The sequence below is a fragment of the Undibacterium sp. FW305-107 genome (assembly GCF_058788535.1).
The window spans coordinates 127,167-151,332 of sequence record NZ_JBYTAV010000003.1 but is presented as its reverse complement, the minus strand read 5'-3'; the positions used below and the strand labels follow the sequence as shown (position 1 = coordinate 151,332).

Sequence of the window (24,166 nt, the reverse complement as noted above, 5' to 3'; positions counted from 1 at the left end):
CGGCTTTTCGGCTTTTCCGTTTTAGCGTATACGTGAGCGTAGCCATGCAGTTTCCTTTGAATCCCTCCATGCATGCCATCCTAATGGCAAATCAGATAATTCAGATATGGCCGGATCATTTTCAACTACACTTTCTAAACTTACAAGCACAACATCACTCTCCAAAGGCTGCGATTCAGGTCCATGAAATTGCCATGCACCATCATCCTCGTCATGAGAAACATAAGCAATCCATGTTTCCCCACTAAATATTTTCTTATTTGCAATCACCGCCAAATTGGGGGGGTCACTAAACATCCATGAATTCATTTTCAATCACCTAATTATTTGATTTTGCTCTATTTTGCTCTCTCGAGAGCACTTGGGCATTGCTATAACTATTTGTACCTTTCACATTCTCAGGATTTAATGGATTACGAGGGGTAATATGGTCAACTTGCGCTTCATAAAATTTTGGAGTTACACCAGACATACTTTTACTTGGTAAAACCAATAGTCTCCCATCAAGATCCGATCGAAGCAACCCATCATTATTGAGCTGATTTTGTTCATATATATTAACTTTTTGGGCGCGAGTAAAGTCCTTACCAGGGCCAACCTTCGGTGAATCAGTCAAACCAGAATAATCAACTGATCCTCTCCATTGAGGTAATTGCGGCCCGTCATTTGGCCCCATTACATTTCCAAATATCGGGGCTACAGTTGTCCTTTGAGGTCGTTCACTCAACAACGAATAAGGTCCGTCAGCAAAACTAGCTAGCTCTTCTGGTGGAATCAACCTAAAAGGAATAGGTAAAACAGCGCCATTAGTAGTAGCAAAATTTGGTTTAAAGGAAACATTATAATTCCCATAGCGATTTACACCTGCACCAATTGCAAATCCACCCAATAATCCACCAGCGGTTTCAAACACGTCTCCGTAGCGACGCTCATGTAGCGCAATACCGGAATCCATGACCATGGACGCAACGCCCGTTACCGGATTAGATTGAAAGAAAATGTCTGACCTTGACGCACCTTTAGAATAAGCCCGAGCGATATTACTTGTCATTTCAGGAAGGAAAACAGGCGCATTTTTACTACGAAATAGTTCGTTGTATCCAACCGCAAAACCGCCATAAACTAAATCACGCACCTGTAATATTGGTTGCCGGGTCACCGAATCAAGTGCACCGAATACACCACGAGCGGCTCTCTCAACATAAGAGACATCTTCTTCTGCCGCTTTAGCTTGTCGAGACTGCTTTTTCAAATGCTCCACAATGTCGTAGCCCAATTTCTCGTCTTCAGTCATTCGACTGCCTACAACGTGTACAGATGGCGTCCAAAGTCTTCTTGCTCGTTCAAGTTGTTCTGTAAAAGATCCTCCACTTACAGCAAGCGAACCATTCATCGCTGCGTCTAAACCTGATTCAGACATCTGATTAGAATCACGCGTCAAGTAAGTAGAAAGACTATTTCCATCCAGGGCATAAGATTCGTTATTTATCGATCCCCATCCTTGGAAACGAGGGAATCCTAATTTTGACGTATAACTGCTTGGATTAAGTAAGCTATCGAATGGACCACGTCTTCTGAAAATATTGTCATTGTCTGATTCAGATGTATTTTCCTTACTACTTACGTTTCCAGTAGCCAGGCTCTCACCCAGGGCATTGCCAAAGGCATCTACCAACACCTGACCAGCATACATCCTCCCGCCACGCACCAGGGTCGCTGTCATTCCCGTTGCAAATCCTGTCAGGGTCTGCTGGGCAATCATCTGTCCTTGCTCACCCAAGCCTGCAAATGCGCCTTTAAGCTCACCACCCACGTAGGTACCGGCAGCTCCACCTGCACCTGCTCCCGCGACACTCTTCCAGTTGAAGTCGCGCTGCAGATTCAGGGCAATTGCCACGCCTTGTGTGATGACATTTTGTGCCATGCCTTTCACGGCAGCCTGAACATAAATATCGTTAGAAACTATCGGGAAATTGAATCCACTGGCAATACCAGCACTCACTGCACTAAGCGCTACACCTTTCCAATTGACTTCTTTTTGCTCACCCGCTGCAACAGCAGCATATTGCCCTGCTGTCGAGGATGCAGCTGCAATTGCGGCTTTAAGGTAAGGGGACGTAGCACCTTTTGTTAATACAGTCAGAATGATGGCAACAGCAATTGTCACAATGATGCCTACTGGCCCACATCCACCATCCTGCCCTTGCGGCATAGGCATGTTCGGTGTGGTATCACCAATGATCTCACCAGGGTTATATGGCTTGAAGGTGTCCGTCCTGTTGCCACCGGATACTTCCCTGGCTGGTATCAGGAGTTTAGTCCCACTTTGCGGCTCAGTGGTCGCCAGGCCATTGGCGTCAGCAATGAGATACCACAGGGTAGCGTCGCCCCAGACTGTCTTGGCAATGCTTTGCAGGGTGTCGCCCTGCTGTGACACGTAGATACTTGGACCATTGCCTGACAAAGCACTTTGTTTGACGTAGCTTTGGTTGATGGTGTCGCTGACGTAGTCTTTGCTGCTGGTGCCGATGAGTTCACCGTTGACCAAAAGGCTATAGGTGTTGTCATTTTTTTGCTCTTTACGCAAGATGTTGCCTGCAGTATCTACAAACAGACTGCGCTTGTTGCTGGTATCGGTGCTATCGGTCACTGACGTCAAGTGACCGTTGACGTCATATTTGTTCAGCGTCTTGGCTTCGCCGCCCCCTCGGTTGCCTACAACTGCACTGGCCTGATACTGGTCAAACTGGGCCTCGGCATCGTAGTGGTAGCCAACAACGGTTTCGGTATCCTTGGTGTAGAGGGTGAGTCTGCCTGCGCTGTCATAGATGAACCGGGTACCGCTCAGTTCTGCTCCCGCAATGGCAGTATGCACTTGCTGGATATCGACTTGGTCTATCTTGTCTGTCTTGTATTGATAGATAGTGAACTCAGCACTGACACCGGCATCCTGGAAGGACTTCTTGAGGTCGCCATTGCCACGGATCTGGTTGATAAGGTCATTGCTGACACCACTGCGTACCAACTGGCTGTTGGCGTTGTAGTAGCGTTTGTCTATTTCAACACCATCGCGGCTGATGGTGTTTAACCTGCCTATGGCGTCATAGGTGTAGGTTTCGGTGACATTGCCTGCGGTAGTGCCTGTCATGGTGACGGGGATGCCCAGGACGTTGGCAGAGGTACTCGTGATTTTTTTTCCGTAGCTGGTGTCACTGAGACGGCGGCCTTCGTTGTCATAGGTGAACTGGTGACCTTGCTCGGCACTGATGCCGATGATGCCTTCGGCCTTGACGCCGTCAACAATGACTTGGCGGTTCATGGCGTCATAGGTGTTCCATGTTGTCTTGATTTGCTCCTTGCTTTTGATCTGGTTGCCGCCTACGGTGTTGACGAGTTCGCCATTGGCATTTGTGCTGGCTGCGGTATCGGTGACGTAGTAGCTCGATACCATGGTGCGGTTGCCGTTGTTGTCATAGGCGTAGGTGAGCGAGTAGCGGTCCGTCTGGACGACGGCCAGACGGCCCAGTTTGTCGTAGGACAGGTGATTGTCCTGTAATACGCTGACATGGGTGTTGTTGACCTGGGTAACGTTTTCTGAGAGGCGGTTACCGGCAACGTCGTATTGGTAGTAGGTGTAGGTACTGGTACCGGCATCCTGGATGGTCAGTACCTGGCCTAGCTGGTTGTAGGTGGTTTTGATGTCTTTTTTGTAGATGACACCGTCACCATGTTCGCCTACGACCTGGTTGTAGTAGTTGTAGTCGTACTGGGTGGTATGTCCGCCCAGGTCTGTCTTGCTGGCCAGACGGCCTGTGGCGATGTCGTAGACCCAGTTCTTTTGGCCATTGATAGCGTCTGTTTCGTTGACTTTGTGGTTCAGTGCATCGAAACGGCTGGTGGTCTGGGTGCCATTGCTGCCGATCGTATGCGATTCATTGTCGGCTTTGATGACGTTGCCACGCAGGTCGTACCAGGTGCGCAGGATGCCGCCTGCGGCGTCTGTAGTCTGGATGCGGCGGTCCAGCTCATCGTATTTGTAGCTGATGGTGAGTTGCTTGGTGGTTTCATACTCTTCACCGCCGTTTGCTGTCAGATCGGTGGAATGGTAAACATTGACCGCGCCAACCTGTGTTTGCGAACTGACACGGCCCATGGCATCGTATTTAAACGTGGTCTGGTAACCGGTAGCATCGGTATAGGTTGTCCTGTCGCCAAAGGCGTTGAAGTCCTGGCGGGCGACGTGGCCATCCGCACGGTGTTCTTCAAGTACGTGACCACTGGCATCAAGGACATTGAAGCTGATGTTGCCATTGGCATCCATTGCACCGATTTTTTGGCCGAGGCTGTTGTAGGCATCGGTGATTTTTACACCATCGACTCGTGTCGTTTCTATGAGGCGGTTGTCGCTGTCATAGTGGTAGCGGGTCAGCAGTTTGGGGTCGCGTACGTCTGTTGCACTGAGTACATTGCCCCAACGGTCATTGGTCTGGATGATGCTGTTGTAACCTGCAGGTGCAACTGGTGTGCTGTTGCTGCCGTTATTGATGTTGAGGGTAGGAATCCAGCTGATATCAGCCGCCTTTGGTATCTGACTTATTCTGCCTATGTCACCCATGGCTTGCAACGCGGCCAGATCGGCTGCGATCGCCAGACCGGCGGCGACCGAGGCGGCTGTTTTGAGTTGATCAAGATTGCCCTGGTCAACCTGACCAGCATTAGTCAGTTTGGTTTGTTCAAGTACCGCCAAATGATTGAGTGCTGACGAAAGCTTTTCATTAAAGGTTTTTTGATTGAGCCTGAACTGTAATTGTGTCGTCGCATCAGCACTGGCGCTGGCTGGGCTGTTTTGTGTGTCATACATAATGCCGAGTATGACTTCTGCACGGGATTTTGAACCCAGTTGTTGCAACCAGTAATTTCTGCCTGCTGCGTCAGGTTGTTGACCAAAGGCATTAGTATATATTTTGTTGATGAAGTCGGTATCATTGAGACTATAGGCTTCCAGTGTCTGGGCTGCGTCGCCGCTAATCATGTTTTGGACAAACATTACGCGGTCTGCCAATGGTGCATCAATGGCGGGAACACGTTCTGCCCAATGATCAAATCCATCCAGATCAGCTTCGCGGCCAAACATCATGATGAACAGGCTAGCTACTTGCGTGCGTGCGTAAACAGCGGGCTTCGTATTGAGGGCTGCATTGATACCTGCTGTAGCATTGTCCGCAGTGACATTGGCAAACAGTGTACGGGCGACACCAACGGAGTCACCATTCATGGTCAGTGCATAGGTCAGGCCAACAGCTGTCTTATTCGCCAGCAATCTTAATCTGTCTGCACTTGCCTGATCAGCGGTACCGTTACTCATGGTTTCACTGAGGATTTCATATGCAACTTGTCCACGAGTTTTGGTGGACAGATCATTGATGTGAGTGGCGATATTTTTGCTATCAGTGCTGCCTAAATTGCTATACATTAAATTGACGAAGCCAGCGTTGCTTAAACCAGCGGGCAAATCACCTGGCTTGGCGCCGTCGAGCATGAGCTGGGCAATGCTGCTGAGGTTTGTACTGCCCACGCTTGCACTCCAGTAACTGAGGCCTGAGGTTTCTGGTGCGCGGTTAAACATTAATGCGTATAAGCGTGCAACACTCTTTTGTGCTTCCGTCGCAGAAATTGTTGGTGCAGTTGATACGCCATAAACTGCACTTGCATTTTGGTGCGCGGTGTCAGACGCTATTTTTGCCTGCTCAAATGTACGTTGTGCCTCTATCAGAACCTGACCATCACCATATTTGGCAGGAATAAGAACGGAATTAATAAATGCCTGTTGAACGCTCTGGAAATTCGAAATGAAAGTAGCGACTTTTTGATCAAAAAGCCTGCGACTTGCAAACGCAACAGAGATGACACTGGTTTCATTTGCCAGGCCACTGATGAGGCTATTAAATACATTGCCTATTGCCGCCTCACCACTTTGTCTAGCGGTATCCAGACGTGAAGCCCAATACGACTCACCGTTCAGCGGATCTGGCGCTGTACGCCCTAATGCTCCGTAATAAATACTCTGGATGAGGCTATAACTACCGACCGAATTCAGATTGAGTTCAGTATAAATTTTGCCTGCAATACTATCTACTGTCTCTTTGCCAGTTGCAATGCCATCTATCCAGCCACCCATCTTGACGGTAAAAGTGGGGGCAATATTCTGATTATTCGTCAGCAGCATAATGACTTGCAGTATGGATGCAAGATTTGTCGCTGTTGCCGTAGTGGTTGGAATAGAGATGTTTGCGCCAGCGGTTCCTGCAGCATCTTTTAATGCCAAATATCGTTGCAATGCAAGCGAAGCATCGGAGGCAGTTTTTGTTACCGCAGCATTGGCAACAGCCAATGCATTGCTAGCGTTGCTTACTGCATGCGACACTGCCAAATTTACTTTACCAATAAATTTATCACGCGTCGCAAGGAACTGCGCATCAGGATTCTCGTTATTTAAAACACTGAATATCAGGGCGTTAAAAATAGCACCTTGAGTCTGTGCTGGTTCAGCTTTTAATTTGTTAGCCCAATAGGTAACTCCTGCTGTATCGTTATCGAAGCGACTGAGGCTATTCGTGTAGATACCAGCCATCAAGACATTTGGATCTTTTTTATCCAGCCCTTCATTTACATAAGTATTGGTGTCGTGGTACATGCTGGTGGCAATATCAACGATCTGCATACCTTCCTTCATGCGGGTCACCCAATAGGCAACGCCAGCAGAATCAGGATCAGTACGGTTGAACAGCAAAACGTATAGTTGCAATACTTGCTTCAGATGCTCAGGATTGGCCTGGGAAATTGCGTCCAGTGCTTCACTGGTTTTTTTCGCAAACTTGGGTGCATCTTCTGCCAAACCTTTCTTGACCGTGTAATCAGAAAGTGCACCGACCAGTGTATTCATTACATCGCCTGATGGCGACGAATTACCACCAGCAGGTTGCAGGCCATTGACTTGATTTTGGAAATAGTCAACCCAGCCGTGGGCAGCGTTAACAGCAATAACGGCATTGTCAAAAGCAGTCTGGAATGGCGTTAAATTCCCAGCAGCCAAGTCATAGCTGGATTTTGCGTCATTGAAATCACTTATCGCCTGGGCATCTGTCGGTGTGCTCCTGAGTCGATTTTCGGCCTCGGCCATGTACCCTTTTCTCTCACCCAGGGTTTTATTCGCCAGCGCTAATGCAGCAGTCGCATTATCAAAATCTGATTGCGCACGCGCTATGATAACTGCACCCGCGTCTTTACTTTGTGTGCTTACCCTTTGCAGATTTGCGTATCCTACATACGGCCCCTGATAAGCCTCATTTAATAACCCATTATAGAAAGTATAGATCTGTTCAGCCTTGTCTGGTCTGCCCAATGGGTCTGGATAAATACTGTTGTCATCAGGTGCATTTTGCAGGGTATCAGCCCACCAAATTGCTCCAGGATCACTACTGGAGAGATTCAGCGAAGAGCTATAAATACGGCTGAAGAAACTTGACGGAGAGAGGTAATTTACCCTGCGTGAAGGGTCGAAGTACATAGCGTGTATGACTTGTTTGACGGTCATCCTGCCACTGTCCAGAGTCGCCTGCCAATACTGCACACCTGCCAAATCTGGATTAGACTCACCAAAAATTATGTTGTACAACTGGTAAATAGTTAATCTGTTTGGAGATGTTAATGGTGCAGTAATTTTCGCAAAGGCAGCAGAAGCATTTGCAGCCGTAATTGTATTGTCGTCGACCGTTCTCTGTGCAGCATCGCGATCATTCGTTTTCTGGGTCAAATCAGCGGCAGCTGCCGCGTAATTATCGGCAGCGGTTTTCTTAGCCGTTTCCAGAGCATCGCGTCGGTCTTTCAGACGCTGCACATTGTCCTGTGCGTCTTGCAGAGCTTTTGCTGCACCTTGTTGATTTACTTTTGCCAAGCCTTCTTGAATCTCGGCTTCAAGTTTTGCTTGCTGTGCTCTTGCCAGTGCTGCCTGATTTGCAATTGCATTGTCGGCTTGTACAGCCGCATTGGCAAATGCAACAGCACTGTCGGCGGATTGTACTAAAGCTGTCGCCAGGCTGAGATCTTTGTCTACGATTTTTTTCTGTTCAACCCATGTGTTCAGGTTATTTTGAGCTGTAGTCAGATCATTGTCGACTTTTGTGAAATCAGTCAAGGTCGACTGCAATTGTGCTTTCGCATAGGCTAACGCAGCTGCACTGGCCTCATAGGCAATCATGGATGCGGCTAACTTGGTCGCATCTGCACCCTGTTGGGCTTTGGCAAGTTTGTCACTTGCAGCAGCTACATTTGCTTTGGCCTGTTGCAATGCCAGGCTGGCACTCATGGACTTCAGGTCTGACTCAACGGCAGACAATGCAACTGTAGCTTCAGTAACGTCACCACCACCAAGCGCCACAAAATTCATGCCAGTGGCCGACTTAAGAGTAAACACTTGTCTTGCATAGCTACTGAAGTTCGCTGAACCGGATGGATTGACCAGATCGTTGATCATGCGTCCCAGCACTTCGCCTTTGCTGGCGGCACCAGGCTGCCCAGCTGCGTTCAGTTCCTGCACCCATTGATTGCTTTCCGTGATCGACGCAGCATCACCACCGAGGGTGTTTACATAGATTTGCTTGACAAGGTCAATGTTGTTTACCGTAGCAAACTTGTCAGTCCAGATCGCATTGGCGATTGTGCTGAAACTAATGTTGCTATCAAGATTGCTTTGCTGCAGCCAGTATTTATAACCCTTGGGATCTGGAGCGCGATTGAACAGCATGACGTATAAGCGTGTCAGGTTCAGTTGTTTGTTTTGCGCAGCATCGAGTTTGGCAAATACTGCATTGATCGCAGTCAGTGTGTCTGTCGCTGTGACCAGGGCATTGATCGTGGCAGCATCCTCGACACTTTTTAAGCTAAAGGAATTGGCATACAACATGCCAACATTGACACGGTTATTGAATAACTGTTGTGCCTGCCGCGATTCGAAATCGACGTTAGTATTGTCAACAACTTTATCGATGAGACTCAGAATGACTGTCGCTTTTTGCGCGAGGGTCGTCGTTTTGTTCAATTCACGCAAGAAATCCGATTTTGCTGCTGAATCTTTCCAGTTCAAGACTGTATCAAAGAGGGTATTGGCAATAACATCATTTGATTTTCCAGCCAACGGACTCTGGCTCAGAATGACAGTAGCCTCGTCATTGATGGTGCGCGATTTGGTCTTCAACTCACCAGCATAATAATCGAGGCCAGCAAATTCAGGGCTGCGATTCAGCAGCAAGACATACAAGCGAGTCATTTGAAGGCGAGCTTGTGCGTCGGTAACCAGATTGCCGACGCTACCAACTGCCAATGCTACAGTCGTATCGGTTGCGCTCACTTTCAGCAGGATTTGAGTCGCTACATTAATGTCATGACCTTTTAATTCGGCGCCATACGTTAAGGCAACCGATACCCTGTTGTTGAACAGCTTGCTTGATTCAATAATTGCAGCAACGTCACCCGTGTAGGCAACGGTGCCACGGATAATGTCAGCAACAACACTGCCGTGAGCATTAGTGGTACCACTATTCCACTGTGCCACCCAATAGGTTTTGCCAGCAGCATCAATATTCCTGCCAAGCGCACCGGTATAGATGCGATCCAAGATAGCATCCACTGACAGATTGACCAAGTCTGACCGATTCAGCATGGCTTGAGCTATCTGATCCAGGGTCTTTCCATGGGAAGCATCGACCGCGGCATTGAGCTCAGTATCTGTAGGCGCACGGTTTAGCAATGCAACATACAATTGCGCAATTTTTATACGTTCATCACCATAACCAACGGTCATATTACCGCTGCTATGAGAAACCCCTACATTATTTTGCGAGTAGTCAACTTCATACTCGTAAATTCCCTCCGCCAGGGCACGGTTAATTCCTTGAGCATTGCCTGTGTCTGCTACGTATTTTCCATCCTGAGGATTGAAAATATAGAAATTGCCAAAATTGGTGAGCTTGCCTTCCGACCAGTTGACATCTCCTTTGACACGGTAACGCAATTTCGGCGTTGTGTTGAGATCTATTGGCGCAACTATCTGGAGGATAGCGTTATTGGAATTACTTTGGGTTGGCCCCAGCTTGTTGACTGTAATCCAATGGCCAGTAGCGTCCTTTTTGCTAATGACAATTTCAGTAATATTGTCTTGTGCAGCAAGAGCCCAGGCTGGATCATTATTCCAGAAGACTTCCAATACACCCTTTGCCTGCATGGCTTCATAGACTTTATCAATGCGGCCTAAGGTCGGTGATCCGCCCTGTGGATCCAATTTTGTCTTGAATTGGATACTGACTTTGACATCACCATATCCCCATGTGGACATATCCGGCATCGTGATCTGCACGTTGTTGTAGCCAGTAAATGCACTGTTACTGACGTCACTTGTCTGCCCTTTAGGCTCATTAGGGTCATGTCTGCCATTGCTAACATTAGTGCTATTGTTATCGATGGTGCCAATCACCTTGTAACTGAGCGCTGAGCTTTGTGCAGTCACTTCCAGTTTGTTGCTGTTACCGACATTGGGGAGCTGTCGTTCGATGACGTGACCCAGATGATCATAGCGCGTGACAGATGAGGTGAACTGACCATCTGTCTGAATACGTGCGGCAACCGCACTGGCATCGGCAAAACCGTTGAGGTCCACAGCACTGGTTACTTGTACTGTATTGCGCCCCTCCTGATCAACCAGCATGACTTTGGTGATACCACCACTGGTGGTACGCCACAAATGACCTTCATTGTCGTATTCATTGAGCAAGGTGGTTTTGCCATTGACAGTCTGTCTTTGCAGCTCGCCAAAGGCATTGTATTCATAACGGGTTTCCGTAGTATCACTGCTGCCGGCAACACCAAGCTCTACCGTACGCACCAGTTTACCAGTGGCGTCATATTCCATGCTGACCATAGCTGAGCTGTCAGAATTGCCGACGACCTGACCATTGATGTCCGTCACTTTGCGTTGTTGTCCGACGAGGTTGCCATTGGCGTCATAAGACTGGTGACTGCGATTGTTTGCCGCATCAACACTATCGGTCACTTTGCCAAATGCATTGTATTGGGCATAGCTTTCACGTACATCTGCGCTAGCCGCACTTGGCGCAATGATGGTCGCTGTCTGCCACACAATTTGCTGGCTGGCATTGGTGAGGACCAGATTCCCGTCATCGCGCAAGCGCAGCACCATACCACTACCGCTGGTGGAGGACTGCCACAATGGCGCACCTGCATGATAAATCACCAGATTGCCATCGGTCTGCACTGCCAGTCCTGTATTGCCGGATGGTGCATGTGTGCCACTTTGCCAGATGAGACCAGGCGCACTGGCATTACCTTGCTGCCTGTCGTACATCACCAAATTACCGTCCGACTGCATAACCAACTGGAAGCGGCCATTGGCTGAGTACAGTGCCTGGCCTTCAAGCAGGTTCTGACCGGCGTCCATACTACCCATATAGGTCATCAATGGATTGCCGGATTGACTTCCCTGTGTCATTGGGGTTTGGCTTGTCACTACCGCATTGCCATAGGCATCACGCTTGTAGACAGTATAAACGCCGGTATTGCTGGTACCACTGCCACTTGAAGTTGTCGACGCTACCCGACCGAGCATGTCATAGGTAATGTAGCTGGTACGTGTAATCAGGCCAATATTGCTGATGCCAGAGCTTGCGCGGCCACTGTCAATTTCTTGTTCTGTCGTTGAGACGAGATTGCCAAGTTTATCGTAGCCGTACTGCGTTTTGACTGAACCATGTGCATTAACATCTGTACGGTTAACGCTGCTGAGCTGGGCGAATTCAACATTGAGCTTGGTTTCGCTGATCTTGCGGTTGATCAGATCGTATTCATAGTGAACGCCGCGGTCACTTGCTCCGCCGATGAGAGAAACATCTGCCACCGGCAAACCAGCATCACTACCCGTCCAGCTCGCTGCAAGGCTGCCATAAGCCGCCGCAAACTCGACATGCGAAATAACATTGCCGTAGGCATCGAACTGTTGACGGGTGAGATAATTTTCTGCATCCAATATGGCGACTTGCTGGCCACGCTGGTTATAGGCATAACGGGTGGTGGCAACATCAACACCTGCCTGCAAGAGGCTGCCATTGGCGTCATACACATTACGCCCCACCGCTGCGCTGCTGAGTTCGCCAAATGCATTATAGGTATTGGTCGTGACTTTGGCCTGGTATTCATAATGCGTGCCGTCTGAACCATAAAATACTGACTCAGTTACTACGGCTGCCTGTCCAAGCTGGTTGTATTGGGTTTTGATCTGGCGATCTTTAGCACTGGCGAGTGGCACTATTTGCGCCAGGGTCGGTGCTGTTTCGCTGCTGGTATCGCGCTTGTCGTTGGCGTAGCGAATCAGAGACTCCACTTCACCAAAGGTATTGCGTTTGTATTCAGTCAAATAGCCATTGGCATCAATATCGAACCTGACGCGTCCCAATTGATCATAGACTTTGTAGCTACGCTTGCCAGCCACATCAATATTGCTGACTGCATTGCCCAGTGTGTCATAAGTGACGCGGGTGGTCAGTTGTTTGCCGATGACGGTAACGCCAGTGCTGCTGTCAGTCACATCGACCGGCGGATAGGTTACGCCGATCTGGCGACCCAGCGCATCATAGGTGTATTCGGTTCTTCTTTGCTGATCGCTGTTGCTGGCTTCAATACGGGCTTTGAGATTGCCTACAGCGTCATAAACAAAGCGTGTTTCCAGCGCAAGCATGGCACTGCTGGAGGACTTGGCACCGTTTTTAAGATCAATTGTGGCAACTTCAACTGCGGGAGCTTTTTCTGTTTCCAGGCGGCCTACTGCATCGTAGGTGTAAGTCCAGGTAGCTCCTTTTTTATTGGTGAAACTGCCCTTCTGACCAAGGCTGTTGTAGGTGTACTTTTCAGTAAAGCCCATTGCATCCGTGGTCTTGAGCAAATGACCGGCATGGTCATACTCATATGAGCTGGTCCGGTCTTTTGCAGAAGAATTGACTGCTGCCTGGATACTTGCCAAGTTGCTGTTCGCAACTACAATTGGCTGGTCGTATTGCGTTGTTGATTTAAGGTGTGTGCCTTCATAGGTATTTTTTGTGACATAGCCTTGTGCATCGACGCTATACGCCAAGCGATTGGCGGCATCATAGACAAAGCGTGTCGTGCGGTCTTGCTGGGCATTGACTTGTACCTGGTTCAGATAGGTTTGGGTCGTTGCGCCAACTGCCAGGTTTGCTGTGCTGATGCGGTTTGCATAGGAGGTCGTGCTGGTGACGTTACCATTGCCATCATAGGCGTTGGACGTAACGCTGCCATCTGCTGCGATGCTGACCGTCAGGCGGTTCATGCCGTCATAGGCAAACAACTGTGTGCGGTCATTGGCAGGATTGATGCCATCGCCACTGGTTTTCTTGACGACATTATTGCTGACGTCATACACATAGCTGACGACGCCACCGAGAGCATCTACGGTGCTGATGACGCGGCCATCTTTGTCGTAGGTATTGGTGCTGAATCGGTCTTGCGCGGTTTCTGCCGGGATCAGTGCTTCCATCGCGGCGCGTGTCGGTTGTGCACTCAGACCAGTAAGATTGACAGCAGTAGCATAGCGACGCGCGGATTTGATGCGACCGTTTTCGTCATAGACGGTGCGTTGCATGCCACCTGCTGCATCCAGAACCAGTATCTGACGGTCTTCGCTGTCGTAAGCAAAACGGGTGACGTTGTTGAGCGCATCGGTCGTGCTGATGACGTTGTTATTGGCGTCGTACTGATAGCTGCGTGTCAGTGTTGTACCAGTATATTCTTCTATGCGGCGACCAAGTTTGTCGAAGACATAGCGTTGTACCAGGTCTTGTGTTTCACCTTTTTGGGTGACTTTGAGGGTCTTGCCGCGTTTGTCGTAACTGAACTCTGTGACTAGTTTCAAACCATCAGGATCAACGGTTTGTTTGATCAACTGGCCTTTGAGGTCGTATTCGAGTTTTGTCTTGACGTTGTTCGGGTCAGTGATTTCGACTTGCTGGCCTTTGGCGTCGTAGGCATAGGTCGTGACCAATGGGGCGCTGCCTGCGATGGTCAGGGTTTTGCTGATCAGGCGATTGGCGTCGTCATAGACGTAGGTGGTTTTATTGCCGTTGGCGTCTGTGCTTTCTTTGAGCAATCCAGTTTTGTCGTATTCAAACTGTTCAATCGTAGGCGAGGAACCAGTAGGATCTATCGATTTGCTGACGAGATCGCCATTTTTGTTGTAGAGACGTATTGTGATAATACCATTGCTGTCTATCGTCGTAGTTAACTGTCCATAAGCATTGACCTGACTTGAGGTAACAATTCCTTCTGCACTAGATTCCATTGTTAGTGGAGTAGCGCGCCTATTATTATAGGTATATGTAGTTGCATTTCCTTTTGCGTCAGTCAAAGTTAATACTTGATCAAATGCGTTGTAGCTAGTCTTGTTGCTATGTGTGCTTGTCTGATCGAGCACTTCTACCGTACGGCCCAAACGGTCAAACTTTTGGGTGGTAGCGTTGCCATTGGCATCAACAGAACGAATGGTACGACCGAAAGCATCATAGTCAGTGTGGATGGTTTGCTTGATGCCATTCGCATCTTGTATTGTTTCAGTAACTTGGCCAAGTTTATTATAGGTAGTTTTATTAATCACATTCTCAGTATCACTGATGGCAATTGTGGCGCTGGTACGTTCACCAAGCTGGTCATAGGTATAAGTAGTTACAGTACCACCAGCATCAGTTGACGTCGTGAGACGTCCATCCAGGTCATATGTCAGGTGTTGAGCACTATCCAATTTACTGTCAGTGATGCTTGCCAAGCTTTGTGTCAACGAGGATGTAACAAGACCGCCAGTTAAACTGGCCACACCAACTAACCGTGTGCCATAACGTATCGTGTCTGTTAGCTGACCTAAGTGGTTGTAACGGTTTTCTGTTACTTCTCCCAGGGCATTGATCGTGTGGGTTAGGTGACCTGCTTGATCATAATAATATAGAGTGCGATGGCCATTTTGATCCGTGCTGCTGGTACGGCGATTACCAACATCATAGGTGTAAGTAACACCATAGGTAGCCCATGTACTATCTGAAATTTCAGGGCCAGCCATGTCAACCGCCCCGATATTAGATAAAGCCCCTATAACACGCCCAAACTGATCATATTTCTGATTTTGAAATCTACTATGTATCGTTCCCTGACTAGTAACCTGCTGGACCAACCAACCGGTCTTATCATCATAATAGGAAACATTGATCGATCCATTAGTACCAACATTGGTCTTTTCTCGACCAAGAGCATCGTAAGATCGTTGTGTCACTAAGCCATCTGTCATTGGTTTGACGGCATCCCAAGTTGCACCAGAATTGATGATATTTGCTGTATTACTGAAGCGCAGAGTCTGCGTCAGTCTTCCATTAAGATCGTAGCTATATTCAGTAGCATAGCCTTCTGCATTCACAGTCCCAATCAACTGGTTCTCAGCATCATAGAAGTTATAGCTGAGCGCATCCGCTGCCGGATTTTGGGTGATGAGTCCGCTCAACTGACTGTTGACCTGCGCATTCTTGTTCTGCGTTGCATACGCAATCGTCGTAGTCTGACGCCCTGCGGTGTCATAGCGGTATTCAACAATCCCACCTTCTGCATCCACCGTACCAATTAATTTCTGGTCCTGGTCATAGTAGCGGTAGCTGCTGCGGTCTTTGATTGGGTCTGCTGTTACCTGTATCTCTTCTGCCGTCGCATTGACGCCTACGCTGGACGGATTGAGGGTATTGGCGCGCTGGATACTTGCAACCAGATTGCCTGCAGCGTTGTATTGCAGCTCAGTGACTTCGCCCAGCGGGCTGATGGTTTTGGCTACTCTTCCCAGTTTGTCGTACAGGGTGCGAGCTATCATGTCGCTGGCACTGGCTGTCACAGGAATGACGCTGATGTTGGCGGGTGTAGAGGCATTGCCAGTTTGTACTACCTGGCCTTTGAGTTGCTGGAACTGGGTATCTGTCAGTGCATTGGCACGGGCGATAGTTTGTACGCGCTGACCTGCTACGTTGTAGATGTATTGGGTGACTTCGCCTTGTCCATTGACGTCGGCTTGTAAGTTGCCTGCGGCATCGTAGATGTGCAGTTGTTCTACGCCGCTTGGATCTTTGGCGTAGACGAGTCTGCCCAGGGCATCATAGCCGTAGCTGGTGGTGAGTTCTCCACCGAGGGTGCTGCTGAGCAGGTGGCCCTGATTGTCGTAGACCTGGGTGTCGATGCGGCCGCTGGCATTGTGCTGGACGATTTTGTGGTTGGCGTCGTCATACTCGGTGTAGCTGGTCTTTTGTAAGGCGTCTGTGGTGCCAGTGAGGCGGTTCAGGCCGTCGTAGGTGTAGCTGGTTTGGTTATTGAGGGCGTCGACTGTCATCAGGAGATTGCCTGTGACGTCATAGGTATAGCGGGTAATGCTTTGGCTGCCGTCAGCTACGCCTGTGCCGTCTGCATTGATCTTGGCGTAGGTGGTGGTAGTGCTGAGCTGGCCACGGGTGTTGTAACTGTAGTCGCTGCGGGTGGTGTTGCTTTGGACCTGGGAGGTGCTCCAGCTTTGCAGTTGGCCCAGTGTGAGTGTGCCGCTCGTTCCTAGCCCAGCTACGGGGTAGCTGGCGTTGGTGAAGTGGATCTCGGCTATCTTTTGGCCTGCGCTGTCATAGCGTAGTTCGCTGACTGTGCCAGTAGCACTGATCTGGAAGCGTAACTGGCCGGGCAGGCCGTAGACGAAGCGGGTGCTTTGTGGGCCTGTGGACTGATTGGCGCTTGCTGCGGGGATCAGGGTGCTGAGGATCAGGTCGCCATTGGCGTCGTAGGTGTTGTCGGTGCGATTACCGGCTACATCGGTTTTGCTGAGCAGGTGGCCAGCTGTGTCGTAGGTGTAGCTGGTGACATTGCCCAGAGCATCGGTGAGGCTGGTGATGTTGCCGTAGTTGTCGTAGCCGTAGCGTAGTGTTTGTGTCTGGCCATTGGCTGCGGGTGCGGTGATGCTGTCGAAGCGTTTGTCTGTGGTGAGGGTGTAGACGGTGACGTTGCCAAAGGTGTCGGTGACTTTGGTTTGACGATTGACGGTGTCGTAGTCGAATCTGGTGACGTTGTTGTAGGCGTCGGTGATGCTGGCAACGCGGGATTCGCCATCTACGGTAACGTAGGTAAATTTCTGGTAGCTGCCGTCTGTCTGGGTGATGCTGTCGATGAGATTACCAGCTCCTACATAGGTGTAGCTGGTGGCGTAGACTTTGCCATCGGTGATGCTGGCATCTTCTGGACTGAGGTCGAGCAGGACCTGGCTCAGGCGGTTTTGGGTATCGTAACTATAACGGGTGTTGCTGGTGACTTTGCCGTCAGCGGCGACAATGCGTTCCTGGGACAGGTTGTTGCCGGTATAGATGAACTCTACCGATTCGCCATTGGCGTTGGTGATCTTGGACAGCAGTTCGCCGTTGTAGGTATAGCTGGTGACGTTGCCGCTGGTGTCGCTGGCTGTGGCTAGCTTCCAGGTGTAGCCATTTCCACCTTGGTAGGTTTCTGTCTGGTGGCTGACGGTGTCTGTCCACGTCCAGGTCGTGCCATCGCTGACCAGGGTGTCGAACTGGCCGCTGCCTTGGGCTGCAACATAAAGCTGTCGAGCAGCATCAAAGACATATTGAACGGCACTGCCATCCTGACCAGCGCGGTAGACGGTGCTACCTGCAGTGTTAACGCTACCAATTAATCCAGAAACATGGCGGTAACCGTTGATCCACCAGGCATCACCATTGCCGTCACTCAGCTTGCCCTGGCCGTTGTAGGTGCGCAGTAAAGAAACATCTCTGCCAAGACCTGCCATCGTTGCATCGCTGTCCCTTACAAGCACATTACCAGTGGCGAGATCAACTGCGGTGAGTTCACCAGTCTTGCTGCTACCCACATTTACCAGAGCCAGGTTTTGCTTGCTACTCGAGTAAGCACTACTATCAAAACTGGTACTTGTGCCATTAGCGGCTGTCGTAGTTACCGTTTTGAGTACGCCATTAGTGTCGTAGCTATAGGTAGTCGTATCACCTTGCTTGTTTGTGTAGGTGGTCTTTTGACCAAGAGCATTATAAGTATAACTTTCTGTTTTTCCTTGAATGTCGGTAGCACTCAATAAGTGACCAGAACTATCGTAGACTGCTTTAGATTGTTGACCGGAGCTGTTGTAGCTATATCTTTCGACCGTACCTTGAGCATCAGCTACACTTTGTATGCGTCCTTCGCTGTAAGTCTTGATATTACCTGAACTGTCGGCCTCTGTTAACAGGAGACCATTTGTATCATAGGTATAGTTGCGGGTAAAACCGTCAATATCTTTCGTACTAACCAAGCGGCCATCTTTGTCATACGTTTTAATATCAGTTTTGCCTTGTGCATCGGTATTAGTCTCCATCCGTGCAAGCAGGATACCTGAGTCGTCATACGTCGATTTGGAAGTAAAACTGCCAAGCTTAATAGTAACGCTAGCCTTACCGCCCAAATTATTATAGGTGTAACTTTCCGTCTGCCCTTGAGCATCGGTTCTACTCAATATGCGCCCGTTCTTGTCGAATGTTGTGCTGCCTGTATTTCCAACACTGACTGTCGTACTTTGTACACCGCCTAAGTTATCGTAGGTATAACTAGTGGTTATGTCTTTGGTGACATCAACACTGAGATATTCATTGATGTCATTTTTTATCGCTGTCGCATCACCATAAAAAGAATTCGTTGAACCTAAATAGATTGGATTCTCATACTGAATCGTTTGCTTAAGCCGCGTACCTTCATAAATGTTTTGCGTTAAAGAGTTTCGGTTTGGGTTGGCAATATCTTGTGCAAGGATATAAATTGGACGATTAGCTTCGTCATAGACACGGCGCTCGATACTTCTTCGGTAACTCAAAAAACGTATGATGACATCTCCCTTGGCACCGACAGGAATATCATTTGGATTTATCTTATCGAGAAAATTAGTTACTACTGTCAGATTGCCTACCTTATCGTAGTTATATCCGATTCCGCTGCCATCTGTACTAATTTTAAAATCAACACGCCCGGCGGCATCATAGGAGTACGACTCGATAAGATCGAGAGCACTGGTAGTAACCAGGCTTAAACTAAAATCTACAGGTGGTGGAAGCGTGATCTTGGTCGCCAATTGCGTGTTACGCACAACATGGCCCGCACCATCGTAGGCGTGAGTAATAACTTCACCCAAAGCACTTACCTCGACAGTCATGCGACCGTCTTTGTCATAATAGCGATAAGACACTTGGTCATTAGCGCTCGTAGGCGGAATAGAAGCCAGTAAAGTTACACTGTCAGCAGCACTATGCATGTTCGCTACATCAATAGCAGTCGCATAGCAACGTACTTGTGTGATGCGACCATTGGCGTCATATGTGGTACTGGTTACATTACCTGCAGTATCTATGCTCAATATTTGACGGTTCTGGCTGTCGTAGGCATAGTGAGTAACATGTCTCTGGACATCAGTAACACTGATAACATTGTTGTTGGCGTCATATTGATACTGGCGGCTAATCGTAGTGCCACCATCTTGAGATTCAGTTATGCGACGGCCAAGGGCGTCATAGGTGTAGCTTTGTATTGACGCGATGACGTTAGTGCTACTCTTTTGAGTGATCTTGAGGGTTTTGCCAGTTTCGTCATAATTAAATTCTGTGACTAAATTCAAGCCATCTGGATCAACCACACTTTGTAGCAACTGACCTTTGTGGTCATACACCAGCTTCGTAATTCTATTCTCTGGATCAGTCATTTCAATCTGACGACCTAATGCATCATACTTGTAGCTGGTTACCAACGGCTGGCCATTGGCCACGTCCAAGGTTTTACTCAGCAAACGATTAGCATCGTCATAAGTATAGGTCGTTCTATTACCGTTTTCATCAGTACTTAGAATTAGACGATCAGCCTTGTCATAAGTCTTATTTGCAGCCATTCCCACGACATTGTCGTATAGAGAACGTCGATATGAGGAACTTTTTGTAATTTCATTGCCATCTTTATCAAACGTATAGCTCACATATGAGCCATCCGCTTCATTTTGAGTTGACTTTTCACCGGTACGTAAAAAGCCGCTCGCTGTAGAAATTCCTTCAGCAGACCTCATGTTAACGGATATGCCTCCAGGTCCCCACGCATATGAAGACTGAGTCGTGGCTCCCTTTGCATCAACTTGTGTCAAAACCCTGCTGAACGCATCATAGGTTGTTTGGGTAGCATTTCCACTTGCTACATTCTTCACTTCTACAACCTGACCCAACTTATCAAATTGCTGTTGCGTGACATTACCTATGGCATCCACAGTCCGCCAGGCGCGGCCGAACGCATCATAGTCTGTATGTACGGTCTGATGCAGGTTTGCCGCATCACGTATGGTGTCTGTGACTAAACCACGTTTGTCGTAATGCAGTTCAGTATCAATGTGCCTGACATCAGTGATCTTGATCTGTTGACCAAACTGATCATAGGTATAACGGGTAAGCTGATTATTTGGATCAGTGACTGTGAGCAAACGACCATCCAAATCATAAGTGTTACTGGTCCTGATATCGTCCACAGGATTGACTATCACCTGGATTTTTTGATTGAACTCTGCAGTCTGTAGACCGCCATTCAACGTATTCAAACTTGTCAGACGGCTTGCATATTGAATAGTATCTGTCAGTTGCCCAAGATGGTTATAACGCTGTTCTGTCACCTCCCCCATTGCATTGACGGTAAAAGTCAGATGCCCTGCCTGATCGTAATAATACAGGGTACGATGACCATTTTGGTCAATGCTGCTAGTGCGGCGATTGGCTCCATCATAGGTATATGCAACGCCGTAGTCTTTCCACACCTGGGCGATCGCTGCAGAACCTGATGCGCTACGCAACACCTCGCTGCCATTTCCCGCCAGTGTACCAATAACCCTGCCATATTGATCATAGGCCGTATTTGCTGCACGCCTAAAACCTCTATTGTCGTCTTGCACTGCATACGACAATAGACCGATATTTACATCATATGCGTATTGCATATTTTTTGTGGCATTAGGAGTGGAAGAATTGCCAACATTAAACTTGCTCGCACTCAGACGTCCCAATTTGTCAAAACTTTGTTGCAGTGTTTGCCTGCCAGCATCATTTTGAGGACGGATGTTTCCCCAGGTTTGTGCAGCATTTACTGATGTCAACTTTACTGAGTAACTCGTTTTTTGGACCACATGACCGCCTGCGTCATACACGAAGTCAGTAGCATAACCTTCGGCATTAACCGTACCGATCAACTGGTTCTCAGCATCATAGAAGTTATAGCTGAGCGCATCCGCTGCCGGATTTTGGGTGATGAGTCCGCTCAACTGACTGTTGACCTGCGCATTCTTGTTCTGCGTTGCATACGCAATCGTCGTAGTCTGACGCCCTGCGGTGTCATAGCGGTATTCAACAATCCCACCTTCTGCATCCACCGTACCAATTAATTTCTGGTCCTGGTCATAGTAGCGGTAGCTGCTGCGGTCTTTGATTGGGTCTGCTGTTACCTGTATCTCTTCTGCCGTCGCATTGACGCCTACGCTGGACGGATTGAGGGTATTGGCGCGCTGGATACTTGCAACCAGATTGCCTGCAGCGTTGTATTGCAGCTCAGTGACTTCGCCCAGCGGGCTGATGGTTTTGGCTACTCTTCCCAGTTTGTCGTACAGGGTGCGAGCTATCATGTCGCTGGCACTGGCTGTCACAGGAATGACGCTGATGTTGGCGGGTGTAGAGGCATTGCCAGTTTGTACTACCTGGCCTTTGAGTTGCTGGAACTGGGTATCTGTCAGTGCATTGGCACGGGCGATAGTTTGTACGCGCTGACCTGCTACGTTGTAGATGTATTGGGTGACTTCGCCTTGTCCATTGACGTCGGCTTGTAAGTTGCCTGCGGCATCGTAGATGTGCAGTTGTTCTACGCCGCTTGGATCTTTGGCGTAGACGAGTCTGCCCAGGGCATCATAGCCGTAGCTGGTGGTGAGTTCTCCACCGAGGGTGCTGCTGAGCAGGTGGCCCTGATTGTCGTAGACCTGGGTGTCGATGCGGCCGCTGGCATTGTGCTGGACGATTTTGTGGTTGGCGTCGTCATACTCGGTGTAGCTGGTCTTTTGTAAGGCGTCTGTGGTGCCAGTGAGGCGGTTCAGGCCGTCGTAGGTGTAGCTGGTTTGGTTATTGAGGGCGTCGACTGTCATCAGGAGATTGCCTGTGACGTCATAGGTATAGCGGGTAATGCTTTGGCTGCCGTCAGCTACGCCTGTGCCGTCTGCATTGATCTTGGCGTAGGTGGTGGTAGTGCTGAGCTGGCCACGGGTGTTGTAACTGTAGTCGCTGCGGGTGGTGTTGCTTTGGACCTGGGAGGTGCTCCAGCTTTGCAGTTGGCCCAGTGTGAGTGTGCCGCTCGTTCCTAGCCCAGCTACGGGGTAGCTGGCGTTGGTGAAGTGGATCTCGGCTATCTTTTGGCCTGCGCTGTCATAGCGTAGTTCGCTGACTGTGCCAGTAGCACTGATCTGGAAGCGTAACTGGCCGGGCAGGCCGTAGACGAAGCGGGTGCTTTGTGGGCCTGTGGACTGATTGGCGCTTGCTGCGGGGATCAGGGTGCTGAGGATCAGGTCGCCATTGGCGTCGTAGGTGTTGTCGGTGCGATTACCGGCTACATCGGTTTTGCTGAGCAGGTGGCCAGCTGTGTCGTAGGTGTAGCTGGTGACATTGCCCAGAGCATCGGTGAGGCTGGTGATGTTGCCGTAGTTGTCGTAGCCGTAGCGTAGTGTTTGTGTCTGGCCATTGGCTGCGGGTGCGGTGATGCTGTCGAAGCGTTTGTCTGTGGTGAGGGTGTAGACGGTGACGTTGCCAAAGGTGTCGGTGACTTTGGTTTGACGATTGACGGTGTCGTAGTCGAATCTGGTGACGTTGTTGTAGGCGTCGGTGATGCTGGCAACGCGGGATTCGCCATCTACGGTAACGTAGGTAAATTTCTGGTAGCTGCCGTCTGTCTGGGTGATGCTGTCGATGAGATTACCAGCTCCTACATAGGTGTAGCTGGTGGCGTAGACTTTGCCATCGGTGATGCTGGCATCTTCTGGACTGAGGTCGAGCAGGACCTGGCTCAGGCGGTTTTGGGTATCGTAACTATAACGGGTGTTGCTGGTGACTTTGCCGTCAGCGGCGACAATGCGTTCCTGGGACAGGTTGTTGCCGGTATAGATGAACTCTACCGATTCGCCATTGGCGTTGGTGATCTTGGACAGCAGTTCGCCGTTGTAGGTATAGCTGGTGACGTTGCCGCTGGTGTCGCTGGCTGTGGCTAGCTTCCAGGTGTAACCATTTCCACCTTGGTAGGTTTCTGTCTGGTGGCTGGCTATGTCTGTCCAGGTCCAGGTCGTGCCATCGCTGCTGAGGGTGTCGAACTGACCGCTGCCTTGGGCTGCAACATAAAGCTGCCTGGTAGCGTCATAGACAAATTTGCTGACACTGCCGTCTTGGCCTACACGTTCAACTTCACTGCCTGCGGTGTTCAATGTACCGGTGAGATTGGTGATGCGGCGATAGCCGTTGATCCACCAGGCGTCACCGTTGTCGTCGGACATTTTGCCTTGGCTGTTATAGGTACGTAATAGAGAAACATCGTCACCACGACCTGCCAGAAGGGCGTCATTGTCTTGTATCACGACGTTGCCAGTTGCTACGTTGACGTAGGTTTTTTCACCTGTCTTGTTCGATCCCGACTGCCCCAAATTACCACGCTCACCCAAAGGAGCCAATGAAGCCTGATTCAATCCAACGCCATTTCCACCTACGATAGCAACCATGTGATTTCCTAATGTGTTTTATTCAATTGTTTGTTTAACAGGAGCAACTAACTCAACTGTCATTTTTCAAGGCAATAGTCCAAACATTTGAGGAATTGTTTAGGTGAAATCGAAAATAATTTGCATATTCATTGATTATTTTTATATTTCTTCATTTTTATTATAAAAATAAATCCATTTAATAAATATACTGAATAAATGGTGGTCATC

General features: G+C 49.1%; 2 protein-coding genes. Both read right to left on the bottom strand.

The features are described from left to right. Positions 1 to 21 precede the first annotated feature (21 nt). A complete protein-coding gene (locus AC3WQT_RS07730) occupies positions 22 to 309 on the bottom strand; it encodes a hypothetical protein (protein ID WP_492703292.1) in 288 nt (95 codons plus the stop codon). Between the two features lie 10 nt (positions 310 to 319). Beyond that, the gene (locus AC3WQT_RS07725) at positions 320 to 23,956 is read right to left on the bottom strand and encodes a DUF4214 domain-containing protein (protein ID WP_492703291.1); all 23,637 of its coding nucleotides are present in this window, start codon (positions 23,954 to 23,956) and stop codon (positions 320 to 322) included. Positions 23,957 to 24,166: the final 210 nt, after the last annotated feature.